Source organism: Streptomyces sp. SLBN-8D4 (assembly GCF_049739545.1).
GTDB classification, from domain to species: domain Bacteria; phylum Actinomycetota; class Actinomycetes; order Streptomycetales; family Streptomycetaceae; genus Streptomyces; species Streptomyces canus_C.
Genome location: NZ_JBMGQC010000001.1, coordinates 5,806,791 through 5,824,030 on the forward strand (window position 1 = coordinate 5,806,791; position 17,240 = coordinate 5,824,030).

General features: G+C 70.8%; 13 protein-coding genes. 4 read left to right on the forward strand and 9 right to left on the reverse strand.

Features of this window, described 5'->3' with window-relative positions:
• Nucleotides 1-110: 110 nt before the first annotated feature.
• Nucleotides 111-671, forward strand: coding sequence for an acyl-CoA thioesterase (locus RKD20_RS26470; RefSeq protein WP_424879891.1), 561 nt, complete (start codon nucleotides 111-113; stop codon nucleotides 669-671).
• Here the strand turns inward: RKD20_RS26470 and RKD20_RS26475 are convergent.
• Both RKD20_RS26475 and RKD20_RS26480 read right to left on the reverse strand, forming a co-directional pair.
• On the reverse strand, nucleotides 625-981 hold the full coding sequence (locus tag RKD20_RS26475; RefSeq protein WP_424879892.1) for a GrpB family protein: 357 nt from the start codon (nucleotides 979-981) through the stop codon (nucleotides 625-627). The genes RKD20_RS26470 and RKD20_RS26475 overlap by 47 nt on opposite strands.
• Nucleotides 982-1,064: 83 nt before the next feature.
• A complete protein-coding gene (locus tag RKD20_RS26480; protein WP_424879893.1) occupies nucleotides 1,065-2,525 on the reverse strand; it encodes an LCP family protein in 1,461 nt (486 codons plus the stop codon).
• Between the two features lie 132 nt (nucleotides 2,526-2,657).
• Here RKD20_RS26480 and RKD20_RS26485 point away from each other — a divergent pair, with 132 nt between their 5' ends.
• Complete coding sequence (locus RKD20_RS26485) at nucleotides 2,658-3,686, forward strand: glycosyltransferase family 2 protein (protein ID WP_424879894.1); 1,029 nt, start codon at nucleotides 2,658-2,660, stop codon at nucleotides 3,684-3,686.
• A gap of 28 nt (nucleotides 3,687-3,714) precedes the next feature.
• On the opposite strand, the gene RKD20_RS26490 is transcribed toward RKD20_RS26485, so the two are convergent.
• The 6 genes from RKD20_RS26490 to RKD20_RS26515 all read right to left on the reverse strand — a co-directional run bounded on the left by RKD20_RS26490 (nucleotide 3,715) and on the right by RKD20_RS26515 (nucleotide 13,179).
• Nucleotides 3,715-5,256, reverse strand: coding sequence for an LCP family protein (locus tag RKD20_RS26490; RefSeq protein WP_424883327.1), 1,542 nt, complete (start codon nucleotides 5,254-5,256; stop codon nucleotides 3,715-3,717).
• A 160-nt stretch (nucleotides 5,257-5,416) separates the two neighbouring features.
• The gene (locus tag RKD20_RS26495) at nucleotides 5,417-7,144 is read right to left on the reverse strand and encodes an LCP family protein (protein WP_424879895.1); all 1,728 of its coding nucleotides are present in this window, start codon (nucleotides 7,142-7,144) and stop codon (nucleotides 5,417-5,419) included.
• Nucleotides 7,145-7,305: 161 nt separating this feature from the next.
• On the reverse strand, nucleotides 7,306-8,928 hold the full coding sequence (locus RKD20_RS26500; RefSeq protein ID WP_424879896.1) for an LCP family protein: 1,623 nt from the start codon (nucleotides 8,926-8,928) through the stop codon (nucleotides 7,306-7,308).
• Nucleotides 8,929-9,025: 97 nt separating this feature from the next.
• The gene (locus tag RKD20_RS26505) at nucleotides 9,026-10,771 is read right to left on the reverse strand and encodes an LCP family protein (RefSeq protein ID WP_424879897.1); all 1,746 of its coding nucleotides are present in this window, start codon (nucleotides 10,769-10,771) and stop codon (nucleotides 9,026-9,028) included.
• A 151-nt stretch (nucleotides 10,772-10,922) separates the two neighbouring features.
• Nucleotides 10,923-12,107 (reverse strand): LCP family protein, encoded by a 1,185-nt coding sequence (locus tag RKD20_RS26510; protein ID WP_424879898.1) that lies wholly within the window; start codon nucleotides 12,105-12,107, stop codon nucleotides 10,923-10,925.
• Nucleotides 12,108-12,444: 337 nt separating this feature from the next.
• The gene (locus RKD20_RS26515) at nucleotides 12,445-13,179 is read right to left on the reverse strand and encodes a TIGR03089 family protein (RefSeq protein ID WP_424879899.1); all 735 of its coding nucleotides are present in this window, start codon (nucleotides 13,177-13,179) and stop codon (nucleotides 12,445-12,447) included.
• Nucleotides 13,180-13,308: 129 nt separating this feature from the next.
• Between RKD20_RS26515 and RKD20_RS26520 the strand changes: the two genes are divergently transcribed.
• Nucleotides 13,309-14,775 (forward strand): N-acetylmuramoyl-L-alanine amidase, encoded by a 1,467-nt coding sequence (locus RKD20_RS26520; protein WP_424879900.1) that lies wholly within the window; start codon nucleotides 13,309-13,311, stop codon nucleotides 14,773-14,775.
• A 188-nt stretch (nucleotides 14,776-14,963) separates the two neighbouring features.
• Complete coding sequence (locus RKD20_RS26525) at nucleotides 14,964-16,046, forward strand: sugar phosphate nucleotidyltransferase (protein ID WP_424879901.1); 1,083 nt, start codon at nucleotides 14,964-14,966, stop codon at nucleotides 16,044-16,046.
• A 170-nt stretch (nucleotides 16,047-16,216) separates the two neighbouring features.
• On the opposite strand, the gene RKD20_RS26530 is transcribed toward RKD20_RS26525, so the two are convergent.
• A complete protein-coding gene (locus RKD20_RS26530; RefSeq protein ID WP_424879902.1) occupies nucleotides 16,217-17,224 on the reverse strand; it encodes a DNA-3-methyladenine glycosylase family protein in 1,008 nt (335 codons plus the stop codon).
• Nucleotides 17,225-17,240 lie beyond the last annotated feature (16 nt).

Genomic DNA, 17,240 nt, shown 5'->3' on the forward strand with positions numbered 1-17,240 from the left:
AGTGTGCAGGTACCGGCTGTGCCCTTTACAAGGGTCGTCGGAAAATCAGGGCAGCGCTGTTGCGAAGCTGACACAAATTCCCGAATTGTCATCGGCATAGGGTGGGGGCCATGACAGACCAGGCCACCACCGCCGCCGATCCGGGGACCGCGGAGATCCCGGGCAAGCCCACCTCGGCGTCCCGCACCACGCTGAGCCACATCATGACCCAGGCCGACACCAACCTTCTCGGGACGGTGCACGGTGGCGTGATCATGAAGCTGGTCGACGACGCGGCGGGCGCGGTGGCCGGACGGCACAGCGGCGGGCCCGCGGTGACCGCCTCCATGGACGAGATGGCGTTCCTGGAGCCGGTCCGGGTGGGTGACCTCGTCCATGTGAAGGCGCAGGTCAACTGGACCGGCCGGACCTCGATGGAGGTCGGTGTGCGGGTCCTCGCCGAGCGCTGGAACGAGTCCACGCCCGCCACCCAGGTCGGTTCCGCCTACCTCGTCTTCGCCGCGGTCGACGCCGACGGCAAGCCCCGCCGGGTCCCTCCGGTGCTCCCGGAGACGGAACGGGACGAGCGCCGCTACCAGGAGGCCCAGATCCGCCGCACGCACCGCCTCGCGCGGCGCCGGGCGATCATGGAACTGCGCGAGAAGCGGGCGGCCGAGGGCTTCGAGGACTGAGCCCGCTCACTCCTTCTTCCGCTGATTCCGGCCTGGCCAACTGTCCCGTGTCACGACGTGCAGGATGTGGGTGCGGGCGGAAGCCGAGACCGGCCAGCGGGGCGTCGTGGGCCGGTGTGCGAGAGAGGTCACGGACGGCGGCCATCAGGTCGATGACGGGCTTCGCCGCGAGTCCCGGCACGGCGGTGGACCCGATGCGCTCGATCTCCAGGAACAGTCCGGGCGCCGCCGAGCGGAGGGCGTCGATCGCGGCGGCGGCCTGCCGGGGCCAGTCGGGGTCGTAGTCGGCGATGCGGAGGGCGGCGGTCACAGCCGCCATCCTGTGTCGGCCGGGTGACCGGCGTCACCCGGTTCTCCCTGCGTGCACCTGGCCCTGTCCCGTCCGGCTTCCTCCTACACGCACCCCACCTCGTCCCCCGTCACCACTCCGAACTCGGCCTGCAGCTCGTCCTCGGCCCGTACCTTCCGTACCCGCTCGAAGTCCGCGCCTGCCAGCACCTTCAGCACCGCGCCCTGCCCCTTCACCGCCCACAGCTCGCTCCCGGGCAGGGCCGCGGCCAGGGAGCGGGCCGAGCGGTCCCAGCGGGGGTCGTAGGCGATGACCGTGCGCTTCAGGGTGCGGTCGGCCGAGTTCGCCGGGATCCCCGTCGTGCGGAATCCCGTCGACGCCAGCGCCGCGTCCACCCGCTTGCCGAGTCCGCCGGTCGCCGTGCCGTTCTCCACCTGGACGCGGATCTGCTGCGGGGACACCGGGACGAGCAGCGCCTTGTCCTTCGGCTTGTGCGCGGCCAGCGGCTGGTCCTCGCGCAGGGACTGGAAGAGCCGCGCCGACTTCACCGGGTCCCACTTCAGAGTCGAGCCCACGCCCTTGACGGCGTATCCCATCTGCCCGATCGGCACGGTCGTGAACTCCGACGAGGAGGGGGAGAAGTTGCGCATCGCCCGGCCCAGGTCGAGCAGTTCGTCCGTGCCGAAGCCCTCGTCGGCCCGTACGGAGCCGAGGACGGCCCGGGCCACATCGCGGAACTTCATCGGGTTCAACAGCACGCCGGAGGAGGTGGCCCGCTCGATCAGCGCCGCGAGGAAGCGCTGCTGCCGCTTCATCCGGCCGAGGTCGGAGGAGCCGTCGGCGTGCCGGGAGCGGACGTACTGCAGTGCCTGTCCGCCCAGCAGCCGGTGCCGGCCGGCCGCCAGGTCGAGGCCGGTGTACGTGTCCTTCAGCGGGTCGGCGTTGCAGATCTCGACCCCGCCGAGGACGTCCACCGTCCTCATGAAACTGGTGAAGTCGACCTCCAGATAGTGGTCGATCTTCACGTGGGTCATGCCCTCGACGGTCCGGACCGTCAGCGGGGGCCCGCCCTCCGCGTACGCCGCGTTGATCTTGATGGGGTGTCCGTGGTGCCGCTCCCCGGTGGTCCCGTCGACGTGCTCCGGAGTCATCGCGTACGAGTCACGCGGCAGGCTCACCACGCTCGCCCGCTCCCGGTCCTCCGAGATGTGCACGATCATGATCGTGTCGGTGCAGTGGCAGGGCGCCCCGCCCAGCCGGTACTTCCGCCGCTCCGCCTCGGTGATCTTGTCGCGGCCGTCGGTGCCGACCAGCAGCACGTTCATGCCGTGTCCGGCGCGCGGCCGGTTCTTCATGTCCTTGAAGGGGTCCACGCGCGTGATGTCCGCGTCGAGGCTGGTCATCACCGCGTGCCCGATCCCGGCGGAGGCCAGCACGACGACGGACAGCGTGGTCGCCGCCCGCATGGCCCAGCGGGGCCGCTTGCGCCGCACGGGGGGCCGGGCCGGCCGGCGCCGCGGGCGGCGAGGACGGGCGGCGGAGGGCCGGGGAGACGTGGCGGGCATGGGGGGACACCTCCGCGAGGAACAGCCGAACGAGGGATCTTGAGCACCGTAGGCCCATACGATCTGCGACGACCGGCACCGCCCCGGGCGGGGGGCGATGGTGTCCCCCGTTCGCGGTAACGTGAGCCCCCTATGAACGCCAAGCCCGACGTGCAGCTCCCTGCCGTGTCTGTGATCATGCCCGTCCTCGACGAGGAGCGGCATCTGCGCGGAGCCGTCCAAGCGATCCTCGCGCAGGAGTACGCCGGCGAGATGGAGGTCGTGCTCGCCCTCGGTCCGTCCACGGACCGCACGGACGAGATCGCCGCCGAGCTCGTCGCCGAAGACGCGCGCGTGCACACCGTCCCCAATCCCGCCGGCCGCACCCCCGCCGCCCTCAACGCCGCGATCAAGGCCTCCCGCCACCCGATCGTCGTCCGCGTCGACGGCCACGGCATGCTCTCGCCGAACTACATCGCGACCGCCGTACGGCTCCTGGAGGAGACCGGCGCGCAGAACGTCGGCGGCATCATGCACGCCGAGGGCGAGAACGACTGGGAGCACGCGGTCGCCGCCGCGATGACCTCGAAGATCGGTGTCGGCAACGCGGCCTTCCACACGGGCGGCCAGGCGCAGGCCGCCGAGACCGTGTACCTCGGGGTGTTCCGGCGCGAGGCCCTGGAGCAACAGGGCGGCTACAACGAGGAGTTCATCCGCGCCCAGGACTGGGAGCTCAACTTCCGGATCCGTGAGGCGGGCGGGCTCATCTGGTTCTCGCCCGAGCTGAAGGTGTCGTACCGCCCGAGGCCGAGCGTGAAGGCCCTCGCCAAGCAGTACAAGGACTACGGCCGCTGGCGGCACGTCGTCGCCCGCTACCACGAGGGCTCCATCAACCTGCGCTACCTCGCCCCGCCGACCGCGGTCTGCGCGATCGCTGCCGGGATCGTGGTCGGCGCCGCGCTGACCCCGCTCGGCTTCCTGATCCCCGGCGGCTACCTCGCGGCGATCGTCCTCGGCTCGCTGCCCGCGGGCAAGGGGCTGCCGCTGAAGGCGCGGCTCCAGATCCCCGTCGCCCTCGCCACCATGCACATGTCGTGGGGCTACGGCTTTCTGACCAGCCCTCGCTCGCTCGCGAGGCGGGTCATCGCCTCGCGGCGGCCCGCGGTTCTGACCGAGGCGTGAGAGGGGGCGCCCCCGAGGCGCCCCCCGGTCACCAGGTGAAGCCCGGGTTGACGTGCATGCAGGCCGTGTCGTCGGCGCCGTTGAGGGCCTCCGCGGTCTTCGGGGTCGTGTCGTCCTCCTTGGGCGCCTTGTACGCCGTACCCTCGCGCCAGTCGGCGCCCACGACGAGTGTGACCCCGGAGACGTCGGTCGACTTCTTCACCGAACTCGTCGGGATTCCCAGGGACTTGGCGACCGCCCGGGCGTCGCCCTCCAGTTCCGCGCTCGGGTAGCGCACCAGCGTCGTCGCCTCGCTCAGCGACGCGGAACGGTCGGAGACCGCCTGGGCGAAGCCCTTCTCCACCAGCAGCCCGGCCACCGTGCTCGCGCGTCCGCGCGCCGCGGCCAGGCTGTCGGTGCGGGTGCCGTTCTGGACCAGGACCCCGATCTCGTCCTTGGCGGCGGCCCGGTCGGCGGAGGCGTCGTCCGCCTTCTCGGCGGTCGCCTTCTTGGCGTCCTTGCCGTCCAGCGCGATGTCCTCGCGCACCAGCCGGAAGAGCTGCTCGGCGTCCTCGGTGGGCTCCACCCGCGCGCCGACGTAGCGGTTCGGCATGGTCGTCATGGTGATGCGCGCCGGCTCGACCCTGCGAAGCTCGTTGCTGAGGTCGTAGAGCTTCTTCACGGTGCCGAGCCCGGTGTCGACGGTGACGGCCTTCGTGGCCTGCTCGGCGAGCTTGCGCAGCTTGTTCGGGCTGCTGAGGGTGGCGTTGGCGCGCAGCTCTCGGACCATCGAGTTGATGTACATGTGCTGGGCCTTGGCGCGGGCGAGGTCGCTGCCGTCCTCGAAGCCGTAGCGGGTGCGCAGCCACTGCAGGGCCTGCTCGCCCTTGACGGACGTGGTGCCCTTCTCCAGCTTCAGGCCGGAGCCGTGCCCCTGGCTGTCCCGCGAGTGGATGTTGGCGTCCACGCAGACCGGCACCCCGCCGATGGCGTCGGCCATGGACACCACGCCGGAGAAGTCGACCATCATGAAGTGGTCGATGTGGATGCCGGTGAGCTCCTGCCAGGTGGCCACCGTGCAGCCCGGGCCGCCGTGGCCGAGGCTCTGGTTGGTCATCACCCGCCCGTTGCTCGCCGCGTACACCTTGCCGTCGTCGGGGTCGGTGCACTTGGGGATCTTCACGAGGGTGTCGCGCGGCATGCTGACGACCGAGAGGTTGCTGCGGTCGGCGGACAGGTGCAGCAGCATCTGCACGTCGGCGAGCGGAGTGGAGCCGAAGGTCTCCTTGGCGCCGCCGAGTTCCTGGTTCTCCTTGCTGTCCCGGGCGTCGGAGCCGATCAGCAGGATGTTCAGCGGGGTCTGGCCCGCGGCGTTCGGCGTCGGCTCGGCGACCTTGTTGTCGCCCAGGTTCAGGTCGTCCTGCTCGATGTTGGCGTTCAGGTGCCGGTAGTAGAGGTAGCCGGTCCCGGCCACCGCGAGTATCAGCACCGCGAGCGTCGCCGACGACCATCTGAGCAAGCGGTGCTTGCGCGGTGCCCTGCGGCTGCCGTGCCCGCTGTCCCCCTCGGTCGCCGGCTCGGCTTCCTGCACGCTGTATTGCGTTGTCAACGTTCCCGTCCTCCCACCCACCCCACCGGACCCCTGGCCGTGCCACGGGCCCGCCGCACGTCTTAGACATACGACGGGCCCGTGAGGTTGCCCTACGAACCTGTGCGGGACCTGGGGGCCGCCGCCCGGTCTGCCGTGGGTCTCAGCTCGCGCACTGCGCCTTGTCCGCGGTGGACGCGCCGCGGGGCGGGGCCACCGCCGCGGAGTTGAGCTTGACGCCCGCGCCCTTGAAGTCCTTGCCCAGGGTGAGCGTCATGGCGGGCAGGCCCTGGGAGTTGGTGACGCTCTTGCCGGGCTTCAGTGCCGCGCCGGACAGCCCCATGATGTCCGCCAGCCGACGCGCCTGGTCGGCCTGGTCGGGGGCGTACTCCAGGGTCGTCCTCGCGAGCGCCGCGTCGGCGTTGCCCGCGTTCTCGGACTTGGTCACGCCCGCCTCGGTCTGGAGGTAGGAGAGCTGCAGTTGGGCGCTGCCGCCCGCCGCTCCGCCGTTGAGGATGCGCACCCGTACGTCGGAGGCGGCGGACTTGGTGCCCTTGAGCCGGGCGGCGACCTCCGCCTTCTCCTTCTTCTGCTGCGCCTTGACCTCGGTGAACGAGACGTCGTTGTTGATCGCGTCGAAGACCTGCGGGGCCTTGGAGTCGTCGATGATCACCGTCACCGGGGTCGGCTCGGCGGGGTTGTCGACCACCGGGATCGTCATGAAGCTGATGTTCTTCGTCGGGACCTTCTTCAGCTCCAGGGCGATGTCCTTGAGCGTGCCGACCTTGCCGATCGCCTTGTCGACGGTCAGCGCGTTGGTCGCGGCCTCCGCCAGTTTCAGCAGCTTGGTGGGGCTGGTGAGGGTGTCACCCGAGGTCATCTTGCGCATCAGCGAGCCCAGGAACTGCTGCTGCACCTTGATCCGGTCCAGGTCGCCGCTGTTGCCGAAGGCGTGCCGGGTGCGCACGAAGGCGAGGGCCTTCTCGCCCGCCACCTTCGACTTGCCGGCGGGCAGGACGAGCTTCGACTGCTTGTCGTCGACGGCCTTCTCCACACAGACCTCGACCCCGTCCACCGCCGTGGTCAGGGTCTTCACCGCGTTGAAGTCGGCCATCACGAAGTGGTCGGGCTTGATGCCGGTGGCCGCCTCGACCGTGCGCATCGTGCAGCCCGCGTCCCGGCCGCGCTCGCCGAGGCTCCGGTTGAAGCGGACGTCCTCCTGGCCCGCGACGACCGTGTCGGTGCCGTCCTCCTGCTTGGTCCGGCAGTCCGGGATGTCGACGATCAGGTCGCGCGGGATGCTCAGCGCGGTCGCGTTCGTCCGGTCCTTGGAGACGTGCAGCAGGATGTTGGTGTCGGCGTGGCCCACGCTGCCCGCGTCGCCGTAGCCCTCGTTGCCCTCACCGGTGCGCTTGTCGGTGCCGATGATGAGGATGTCGAAGGCCTCGTCCTTGCTGAAGTTGCTCGCGGCCGCGTCGCCGACGTCGGTCGTGCCGACGTTGCCTTCCAGGTGCTTGAGGTAGAAGTAGCCCGTCGTGGCACCGGCGACCAGGACGAACGCCATCGTGCCGCCTGTCCACAGCAGAGCCTTCTTCGCCGAGGACTTCTTCTTGACGGGCCGGCGCCCGCGCCGCCCCGGCAGCGGCTCCTCGGGCGGCGCGCCCCGGCGCCGCGGCGGCGGGACGTCCCGGCCGGGGGCCACGGGGGTGTTCGTACGGCCGCGCGGTGCCGCCGGCCGGCTCGGTGCGGGCGCGGAGCCACGCGGACCGGGGACGGCCGACTGCGGTGCGGAAGGGGTCAGTCGCAGTTCGTACTCACCGGTGTTCGGATTGAGCACCCACTGGTCTGCGGGGTCGACGTCGTCCGCCCGCCCACGGCCTTGTGCGTCCACGGTTGTCCGAATCCTCCGTCAGGGCCACGCGGCGATCGCTGGATCGCTCACACTATCCGCCCGGTCGGGCCTTGAGCGACGTGAGTTGTTCCCGTGCCGATTCTGTAAGCAGGTACGTACGCCCGGCCCCCTCCGTTCGGCGCCGGGCCCGTTCCGTTCGACTACCAGCGGTAGACCGAGTACACGTCCATGCACTGCCCGGTGTCCGAGCCGTTGATGGCGTCCGCGTTGCCGGGCACATCGCCGGCCTTGGCCTCGGACTGCTTCGGATACGCCGTCCCGGTACGCCAGTCGGCGCCCACGACCACGGTCACCCCGGAGACATCGGTCGACTTCTTCACCGAACTCATGGGGATTCCGAGGGACTTGGCGATGCGCTGGGCGTCGCCCTCCAGATCGGCGCTCGGGTAGCGCACGACGGTCCGGTCCTCGGAGAGCCCCGCCGTCGCGTCCTTGGACGCCTGCGAGAAACCTTTCCGCACGAGCTCCTCGGCGATCGTGCCGGCACGTCCGCCCACCGGGCCGAGCGTGGAGGTCGCCGTCGCGTTCTGTACGAGGACCCCGATCTCGGCGTCCGGCGCGGAGGGGGCTTTCGTGGGCCGGGCAGTCTTCTTCCCGGCCGTGGACGCCTTGCCGTTCTTGTCGAGGGCCACGTCGTCGCGGAGCATCTCCCACAGCTTGTCCGCGTTCGCCCCGTCGGGTATCACGTGCTCCTTGTTCCCCGGGTCCTGGACGTTGGGCATCGTGACCGACGTGATGCGGTCCGTCGGCACCGACTTGAGCTGCGTGCCCAGGTCGTACAGGTCCTTGACCGAGCCGATCTCCTCGGACACCTGGAGGGACTTCGTGGCCGCCTCCGCGAGGCCCATCAGCCGCGGGGTGTCGGTGAAGACGTTCTGCCCCTTCAGCGTCCGCATCATCGAGTTCAGGTACATGTGCTGGGCCCTGGCCCGCATCAGGTCACTGCCCCAGGCGTGCCGGGTGCGCAGCCACTGAAGGGCCTGCTTGCCCTTGACCTTGTGCGTGCCCGCCGTCAGCTTCAGCCCGGAACCGCCGGGCACCGCGGCCGTCGGCCGGTCCCACACGTTCTGCTTCACGCAGACGGAGACGCCCCCGATGGCGTCCGCCATCCGCACCACGCCCGAGAAGTCGATCGTCATCCAGTGGTCGATGTAGACACCGGTGAGGTTCTGCCAGGTGGCGAGCGTGCAGCCGGCGCCGCCGCGGGCCAGGGAGAGGTTGATGATGTCGGTGGTCGCCGGGTATTTCCTGCCGGTGTCCGGGTCCGTGCACTTTGGGATGTCGACCCGGGTGTCACGGGGAATGCTCACCATCGCGGCGCTCTTGCGGTCCGCGGAGAGGTGGATCAGCATCTGCACGTCGCCCAGCGGCGGGTTGCCGCGGTTGTCCCGGCTGCCGCCGAGCTTCACGTTCTCGTCGGAGTTACGGCTGTCCGAGCCGATCAGCAGGATGTTCAACGGCGTCTGCCCGGCCGCGTTGGCCTCGGACTTGTGCGCCTTGGAGTCACCGCTGCTGCGCTCCCCCTTGCGGATGTTGCCGTTGAGATGCTGGTAGTAGAGGTATCCGGCGCCGGCCGTGCCGAGTATCAGCACGGCGAGCGTGGTCGCCGACCATCGCAGCACCCGGTGCTTGCGCGTGCCGCGCCGCTGCCCGTGCCGCCCGCCGCCGTCCCTTCTGCCCCCGCCCCCGCCGGTTTCCCGCGGACCTGGAGCGGGCCGGGAAACCGGCCGCGCCCCCTCCTCGTGCACACCGCTGTGCGCCATCCCCTGTCTCCCCACCCTCACGCCGAACGAACGAAAGACCTGCCGTACGACTGGTTAGACGCACGACAGGCCCTTCAGGTCACCGCAGAGCGGGCTCTCACTTGGCGCACTCGACCTTGTCGGCCGTGGACTGCTGCACCCCCTCCGGGGCCTTCGTCGCCGTGGTGAAGGACACCCCGGCGCCCTTGAAGTCCTTGCCCAGGGTCAGGGTCATGGTGGGCAGGCCCTGGGAGTTGGTGACGCTCTTGCCGGGCTTCAGCGCGGAACCCGACAGGCCCATGATGGCCGCCAGCCTGCGTGCCTGGTCGGCCTGGTCGGGGGCGTACTCCAGGGTCGTCTTCGCCAGCGACGCGTCCGCGTTGCCCGCGTTCTCCGACTTCAGTACGCCCTCCTCGTTCTGGAGGTACTCCAGCTCGGCCTGCGCGCTGCCCGCCGCCGCACCTCCGTTGAGGATGCGCACCCGCACCTCGGACGCGGCCGACTTGGTGCCCTTGAGCCGGGCCGCGGCCTCCGCCGCCTCGGCGTTCTTGGACGCGCTGGCCTTCTTCTTGACCTCGGTGAACGACACGTCGTTCTTGATCATGTCGAAGACCGTGGGGGCCGTCGCGTCGTTGAGGACGACCGTCGCCTTGACCTTCTCCGCCGGGTTGTCGACGACCGGCACGGTGGTGAACGTCAGGTTCTTCACGTTCAGCTTGCCCAGCTCCAGGCCGAGGTCCTTCAGCTTGCCGATGCTGTCCAGCTGCGAGTCGACGGTCAGCGCCTTGGTGCCCGCCTCGGCCAGCTTCAGCATCTTCGCCGGGTTGGTGAGCGTGTCGTTCGACTTCAGCTTGCGCATCAGCGCGCTCAGGAACTGCTGCTGGAGCCCGATCCGGCTCAGGTCACCGCCGAAGCCGACCGAGTGCCGGGTGCGCACGAACGCGAGGGCGTCCTCACCCGAGATGGTGTGCTTGCCCTTGGACAGCTTGAGCTTGGAGTCCTCGTCGTCGATGTCCTTGCCCAGACAGACCTCGACCCCGCCGACCGCCGTGGTCAGCGTCTTGACCGCGTTGAAGTCGGCCACCATGAAGTTGTCGGCCTGGATGCCGGTGAGCTCGGTCACGGTCCGCACCGTGCAGCTGGGGGTGCGTTCGTCCTGGCCCAGGCTGGTGTTGAAGCGGACGTTGTCCGTGCCCGCGATGACCTTGGTGGTGCCGTCCTCCTGCGTGGTCGGGCAGTCCGGCACATCCACGATCAGGTCGCGCGGGATGCTGAGCGCGGTCGCGTTCGTCCGGTCCTTGGAGACGTGCAGCAGGATCGTGGTGTCCGCGTGCCCGACGCTGTCCTTGTCGCCGTATTTGTCGTTGCCCTTGCCGGTGCGCTTGTCCGTGCCGATCAGCAGGATGTTGATCGCTTTGTCGGACTGGAAGCCGCCGGTGCTGGCGCCGTCGTCGGAGACGGAGGTGATGTTCCCGTTGAGATGGCGGATGTAGAGGTACCCGCCGCCCGCGGCCGCGACCAGCACGAAGGCCATCGTGCCGCCGGTCCACAGCAGGGCCTTCTTCGCCGAGGACTTCTTCTTGACGGGCCGGCGCCCGCGCCGCCCCGGCAGCGGCTCCTCGGGCGGCGCGCCCCGGCGCCTGCGCGGCGGCGGGACACCATGGCCCGGGGCCACGGGAGCGGCCGTACGACCGGAGGGCACGCCCGACCTGCTCGGGGAGGGCGTGGATCCACGGGGACCGGGAATACCCGACTGCGGTGCGGAAGGGGTCAGTCGCAGTTCGTATTCACCGGTGTGCGGGTTGAGTACCCACTGGTCGGCGGGGTCGATGTCGCCCGCCCGCCCACGGCCTTGTGCGTCCACGGTTGCTGAATCCTCCGTCGGCCGGATGCACCGGATCGCTCACACTAGCCGTCCGATTCGCCGACAGGTTACGGCGGTGACGAATTCCACGCCCCTACAACCGGGCAATCCGCCCATTTGCTCGGACACCGGTTCCGCCTTGGGGAATGCTTTACCCGCAGGTGTCCTCGGCGGCCGTGTTGCCGCGGAAGGCGGGGACGCCACCGCCGTTCTCAGTTTCTCCATAGGGTTCTTCGTCCTGAGAATGTTCTGAAACCTTCGGGGCTTTCTTCGTCACCTTCACCGGCGCGTCCTTGCGCAACCGTTCGAAAAGCCGCCGGGCCTCGGGTTCGACGAGTTGATCACGATTGGCGTCGTAGACGTACGACTCCCGCGGCACGGTAAGGAATTGCACACGCTCCGTGGGGATGTGCCGCAGACCGCGCACGAGTTCGTACAACCCGCGCAGGCTCGCCAGACCGGGATCGGTGGTGAGCGAGGAAGTCGCCGCGTCCAGCACGGGATAGAGCTTCACCGGATTCAGCAGAACGTCATTGCTCTGCACCTTGTGGACGAGTGCCCCGAGAAAGCGCTGCTGACGGTCCATCCGGTCGGTGTCGCTGCCGTTGCCGAGGGACTTGCGGGCGCGCACATAGCCGAGCGCCTCTTCGCCGTTCAGCGTCACCCGCCCCGCGGGAAGCCGCAGCTCGGCGGCCTTGTCGTCGATCGGTTCGGCGAGGCAGACCGCCACCCCGTCGACGGCGTCCACCATGTCCTTGAACCCGTGGAAGTCGACGACCATGTGGTGGTCCACGCGAATGTTCGTGAGTTTCTCGACGGTCCGGATCGTGCAGGCCGAACCGCCCTTCTGGAAGGCGTAGTTGAACATCGCGAACATGGGCTCGCTCCGGGTCCCGTCCCGCCCGAGGCAGGCCGGCACGTCCACCATCAGGTCCCGGGGCAGCGACACGGCCGTCGCGGCGCGCCGCCCGGCGGCCAGATGCAACAGGATCGTGGTGTCCGACCGCTCGGTTCCCGAGTCCCGCCCGTACTGTCCGTTGCCGTCGCCCGACCGCGAGTCGGACCCGATCAGCAGGATGTTCTGCGCGCCCTTGACCAGCGAGGTCGGGCGGTCCTTCTCGTACCGGGCGAGCTCCGCGGCGGCGGCGTCGTCCGCGGTGATGTTCCCGTTGAGCTTGGCGTAGACGGCCCACCCGGTGCCGACGGCGGCGAGGACGACCACGCCGACACCGAGCCCGACACCGCCCAGCCGGCGCCGCCGGCGCCGCCGTACGAGCCCTTCGCCGTGGGCCGATGCCCCGAGGCCGGGCCCGAGGGGGCGAGCACTGTCGGTCACGAGTCGGCCCACCCCTCATGGCGTACGCATCTGTACCTACGACCATGGCGTGAGCCGGACGCGAGGGCGGCCCGTTACTGGTCCGTGCGGGTGACTGTCGCCGCCTGGCGGGCGCGGGGCCGTGCCGAAATGCGGCGCCGCCGCGGGACGCGACAAGCCGCGGCGGTGCCGCGCTCGGCACGGGGTCGTCCGGTCATCGGCGGCGCGAGGGCGGCCCGTTACTGGTCCGTGCGGGTGACTGTCGCCGCCTGGCGGGCGCGGGGCCGTGCCGAAATGCGGCGCCGCCGCGGGACGCGACAAGCCGCGGCGGTGCCGCGCTCGGCACGGAACGGTCCGGTCATCGACGGGTGGCCGTGACCCGCTCGCTCTCGATCCGCTGGGCGAGCGCCTCCTCGCTCAGCCGCTCCGGATGACGGCACAGCACCACGGACCCTCCCGTGGCGAGCGGCCCGTACAACCCGGCGCACACCCCGTCCCACGTGTCGTACGGCAGAGCGGACAGCACCCGGTCCCCGGTCCCCTCCGCCCGGGCCCGCTCGACGACCTCCGCCCCGCTGAACTCCCGCCCGGCGACGACCAGTGCGGGCTCGTCCGGATCCACCGGAGCGAAGGGCACGAACCGGTCCCCCTGCCCCGGCACCTCCACGGCGTAGTCGACAAACCCCTCCGGCGTCTGCGGGAACCGCCCGCCCAGCGGCCGCAGCGCCAGCGCGACGCGCTCCCCGGAACACGCCCGGGCCGCCTCCAGCGTGTCCGGCCCGCTCACCACCACGTCGGCCGCGGCCGGATCCCCGCCGACATCCGCGACCACCCCCACCGACGCACAGGCCAGCAACCACACGGCCGTCTGCCAGTGCGCGGGAAGCAGCAGCGCCACCCGGTCGCCGGGCGCCACGGCGAGGTCGCCCTGGAGCAGGTTCGAGGTCTTGGCCACCCAATTGGCGAAGGTGGCCACGGACAATTCGACACGTTCGCCCGTGGCGTCGTCGTAGAAGGTCACCAGGGGGCGGCCGGGATCCGCGGCGAGCGCGGAACGCAGCAGGTCGGCAGGGGTGCGATCGGTGGCGTTCATCCGCGAAAGCGTACGCGGGCACACGGCCGGACATCCCTGCGCGGGGCCACCGGTTCGGCGCAACGGCACCCGACGGTCCGTCAGTTCCCCGATGGACAGATTTATATGACTATGTCCAGGATCGGGAGCATGCGTGGACTTCTTGCTTCCTCGATCGGCGTCACCTGCGCGGCCGCCCTCGCCCTGCCCCTCACCTCGCCCGCCGTCGCGGCGAGACCGGTGTCCCCGGCAGCCGTGAGACCGGCTGCGGGCGCGGAAGCCCTCGGCGGCACCCAGTCGCTGCCCCTCGCGCCCCTCGCCGCCCGCGACCGCACCCTCGCCCCGGCCGCCGAACAGGGCCTGCCCCGCCGGGACGTACGGCACTTCTCCCTCGTGGGCGTGATCTGGGACGACCCGGACACCGTGCTGCACGGCCGCGTCCAGGTCCGCACCCGAGCGGCCGGCTCCGACACCTGGTCGCTCTGGCAGGACCTGGAGACCCACAACGACGACGCCGCCGACCCCGGCACGGCCGAGCGCACCTCCGGCCGCGTCCACGGCGCCACGGCACCGCTGTGGGTGGGCGACTCCGACGGAGTGGAGGTACGGGTCCGCGCCGAGGCCGACCGCAGGACCGAGGACACGGCCCGCGGCTCCCGTACGGCTACCACGACCGGCCCGCTGCCGACGGGGCTGCGTCTGGAACTCGTGGACCCGGGGGAGAGCGCGCCGGAGCCCGCCCGGCGGGAGAGCGCGGCAGGCGCACCCCAGCGCGCCGTCGCACCCCGTTCAGCGCCCTACTCCGCCCCACACTCCGCCCCCCGTCCGGAGCCCACCGCAGAGCCCGCCGAGGTCCGCGCCGCGCTGGACGCCTCCGCCGCCAACGCCGATCTCGCCGGTCTCGACGGCCCCGGCGCCACCGAGATCCCGGCGCTGGACCGGCAGCAGACCGAACAGGAGCTCTTCGCCCCGCGCGCAGGGGAGTTGACGGGGCAGCGGCGGGTGAAGCCGTACATCGGGCCGCGCCCGCGCATCGTCACCCGGCACGGCTGGGGCGCCGACGAGGGACTGCGCGAGCGGAAGTTCGTGTACACGAAGAAGGTCAAGGCGGCCTTTGTCCACCACACGGCGTCCGGCAACGGATACAGCTGTACGCAGGCGGCCTCGCTCATTCGCGGTATCTACCGGTACCACGTCAAGAGCATGGGCTGGCGGGACATCGGCTACAACTTCCTCGTCGACAAGTGCGGAACCATCTACGAGGGCCGGGCGGGCGGGGTGGCGAAGCCGGTCCTCGGCGCCCACACCCTCGGTTTCAACTCCAACAGCATGGGGATCGCCGTCCTCGGCAGCTACGGCTCCAAGAAGCCGCCCGCCGCCGTGACGCAGGCCATCGCACGGCTCGCCGCGTGGAAGCTCGGTCTCCACGGCGCCAACCCGAAGGGCAAGACGTATCTGAAGTCGGGCGGTGGCAACCGCTATCCGAAGGGTAAGAAGGTACGACTGAACGTGATCTCCGGTCACCGGGACGGCTTCGCCACGGAGTGCCCCGGATGGCAGCTCTACCGCAAACTCGGATCCACCCGCACGACAGCCGCCCGTCTCCAAGGTCGTTGACGGTCGCTGGGGACCGAGGAGAGTTCGCAGGGGGATTGCGCAGGGGAGTTCGCACCACCCGTTTCACCGCCGTCGGGGGACAGGCGCGAATGCCGCACGGCCGCCCGAAGGTGCCGCACAACGGTCTGCATACACTGGCCGGTCGAAAGACAGTTCGGGCCGGTCCCGGCAGGAAGCGGAGACGACAGGTGACAGAAGCGATCCTCCTGGTCGGCGGCAAGGGCACGAGGCTGCGACCCCTCACGGTCCACACCCCCAAGCCCATGGTCCGCGCGGCCGGCGTCCCCTTCCTCACCCATCAGCTGGCCCGAGCGAGAGCGGCGGGCGTCGACCACATCGTCCTCGCGACGAGCTACCTCGCGGACGTCTTCGAGCCGTACTTCGGCGACGGCTCGTCCCTCGGCCTCCACATCGAGTACGTCACCGAGGTGGAACCCCTCGGCACGGGCGGCGCGATCCGCAACGTGGCCGCCCGTCTGCACTCCGCCCCCGACGACCCGGTGCTGATCTTCAACGGGGACATCCTGACCGGCCTGGACATCAGGGCGCTGGTGCGCACGCACGAGACCACGGGCGCCGACGTCTCCCTCCACCTCACGAAGGTGACGGACCCCCGGGCCTACGGGCTGGTCCCCACCGACGAGACGGGCAGGGTCCTCGCCTTCCTGGAGAAACCCCAGACCCCCGAGGAGATCGTCACCGACCAGATCAACGCGGGGGCGTACGTCTTCCGCCGCTCGGTCATCGATACGATCCCGCAGGGCCGCCCGGTCTCGGTCGAACGCGAGACCTTCCCCGAACTCCTGTCGGCCGGGGCCCACCTCCAGGGCATGGTGGACTCCACGTACTGGCTGGACCTCGGCACCCCCGCCGCCTTCGTCCGCGGCTCGGCGGACCTGGTCCTCGGCCGGGCCCCCTCCCCGGCGGTCCCCGGCCGCTGCGGCGACCGCCTGATCCTCCCCACGGCAAGGGTCGCCCCCGACGCCAAGCTGACGGACGGCACGGTGGTCGGCGAGGGCGCGTACGTCGCGGAGGGCGCCCGGGTCTCCGGCTCGACGATCCTCCCGGGCGCGGTGATCGAACCGGGCGCGGTCATCACTGACTCCCTGATCGGCACGAGGGCCCGCGTGGGCGAACGCTCGGTCCTCACCGGCACGGTCATAGGCGACGGCGCGGTCATAGGCGCCGACAACGAACTGAGGGACGGCGCGCGCATCTGGTGCGACGCGAGGATCCCGGCGGGAGCGGTCCGCTTCTCGTCGGACCAGTAGTGCGAGCCTGAGATGCGCCGGTCCGCGAAATCCAGCCCCTCCGGCGTTTGAGGAGCGGGCGTCCAGGGGGCAGCCCCCTGGAAGCGGGGTCGAAGGGGCAGCGCCCCTGGGGGATGGGACGGGTAGGGGCGGCGGGGCGAAAAATCCCAACGGCGCCCCCCCCACACCGGTCACAACCGCCCGATGTCCCCCCGGGTCATCTTCGGCGCCCGCCGAGGAGGCGTACGCCCACTCAACAGAATCAACCGAGCCGCCCGATGCCGCTGCCCCGCATACGGCTCCAGCAAAGACAACATCATCGCGTCATCCGCGTCCCGATCCCCCGCGAGCGCGAACCCCACGATCCCCGGCAGATGCAGATCCCCCACGGTCACCGCGTCCGCCGCCCCGTGACTGCGCTGCACCACCTCCGCGGAGGTCCACGGCCCCACCCCCGGCACCACTTCCAACCGAGCCTGCGCGGCGTCCGGCGCCATCGACACCGCCTCCTCCAGCCGCGCGGCCACCCGCACACAGCGCAGAATCGTCGAGGCCCGCTTGTTGTCCACCCCGGCCCGGTGCCACTCCCACGACGGAATCAACGCCCACGTCCGCGGCGACGGCATCACCCACAGCCGCCCACCCGCCGCCGGCCCGGGCGCAGGCTCCCCGAACTTCCGCACCAGCAGCCGCCACGCCCGATACGCCTCATCGGTCGTGACCTTCTGCTCCAGCACGGAAGGAATCAACGACTCCAGCACCAGCCCGGTCCGCGTCAGCCGCAACCCCGGCCGCCGATGCCAGGAATGCGCCACGATCCGGTGCCGGGGCACGAAGGCAGAGGGATCGTCCGCGGCCCCGAGCAGCTGCGGCAACTGAGAGAGCAGCCACTCAGCCCCCGGCCCCCACGCCTCGCCGCGCACCTCACCGCCGTACACGCACACCCGCAGCGTCCCCGGCCCGGCCGGCGTGCGACAGGCGCGCCACACGGACCCGTCCGGTAGAGCCCGGAAGGCGGGATCCCCCGGCCCCCGCCGAAGCGCCCCGAGCACCAGCCCGAGATCGACGGGCCACCCCGGCGTCCACCTCCGCACCAGCGGGGCCACCACACGCACCGCTTCCCGCCGCGGGGCGGGCACGACGACCTCCCCGCCGCGCACGGTGGTACGCGTGGGCCGGGGTGAGAAACGTCCTGCCACGAGTGAAGTCCTGGGA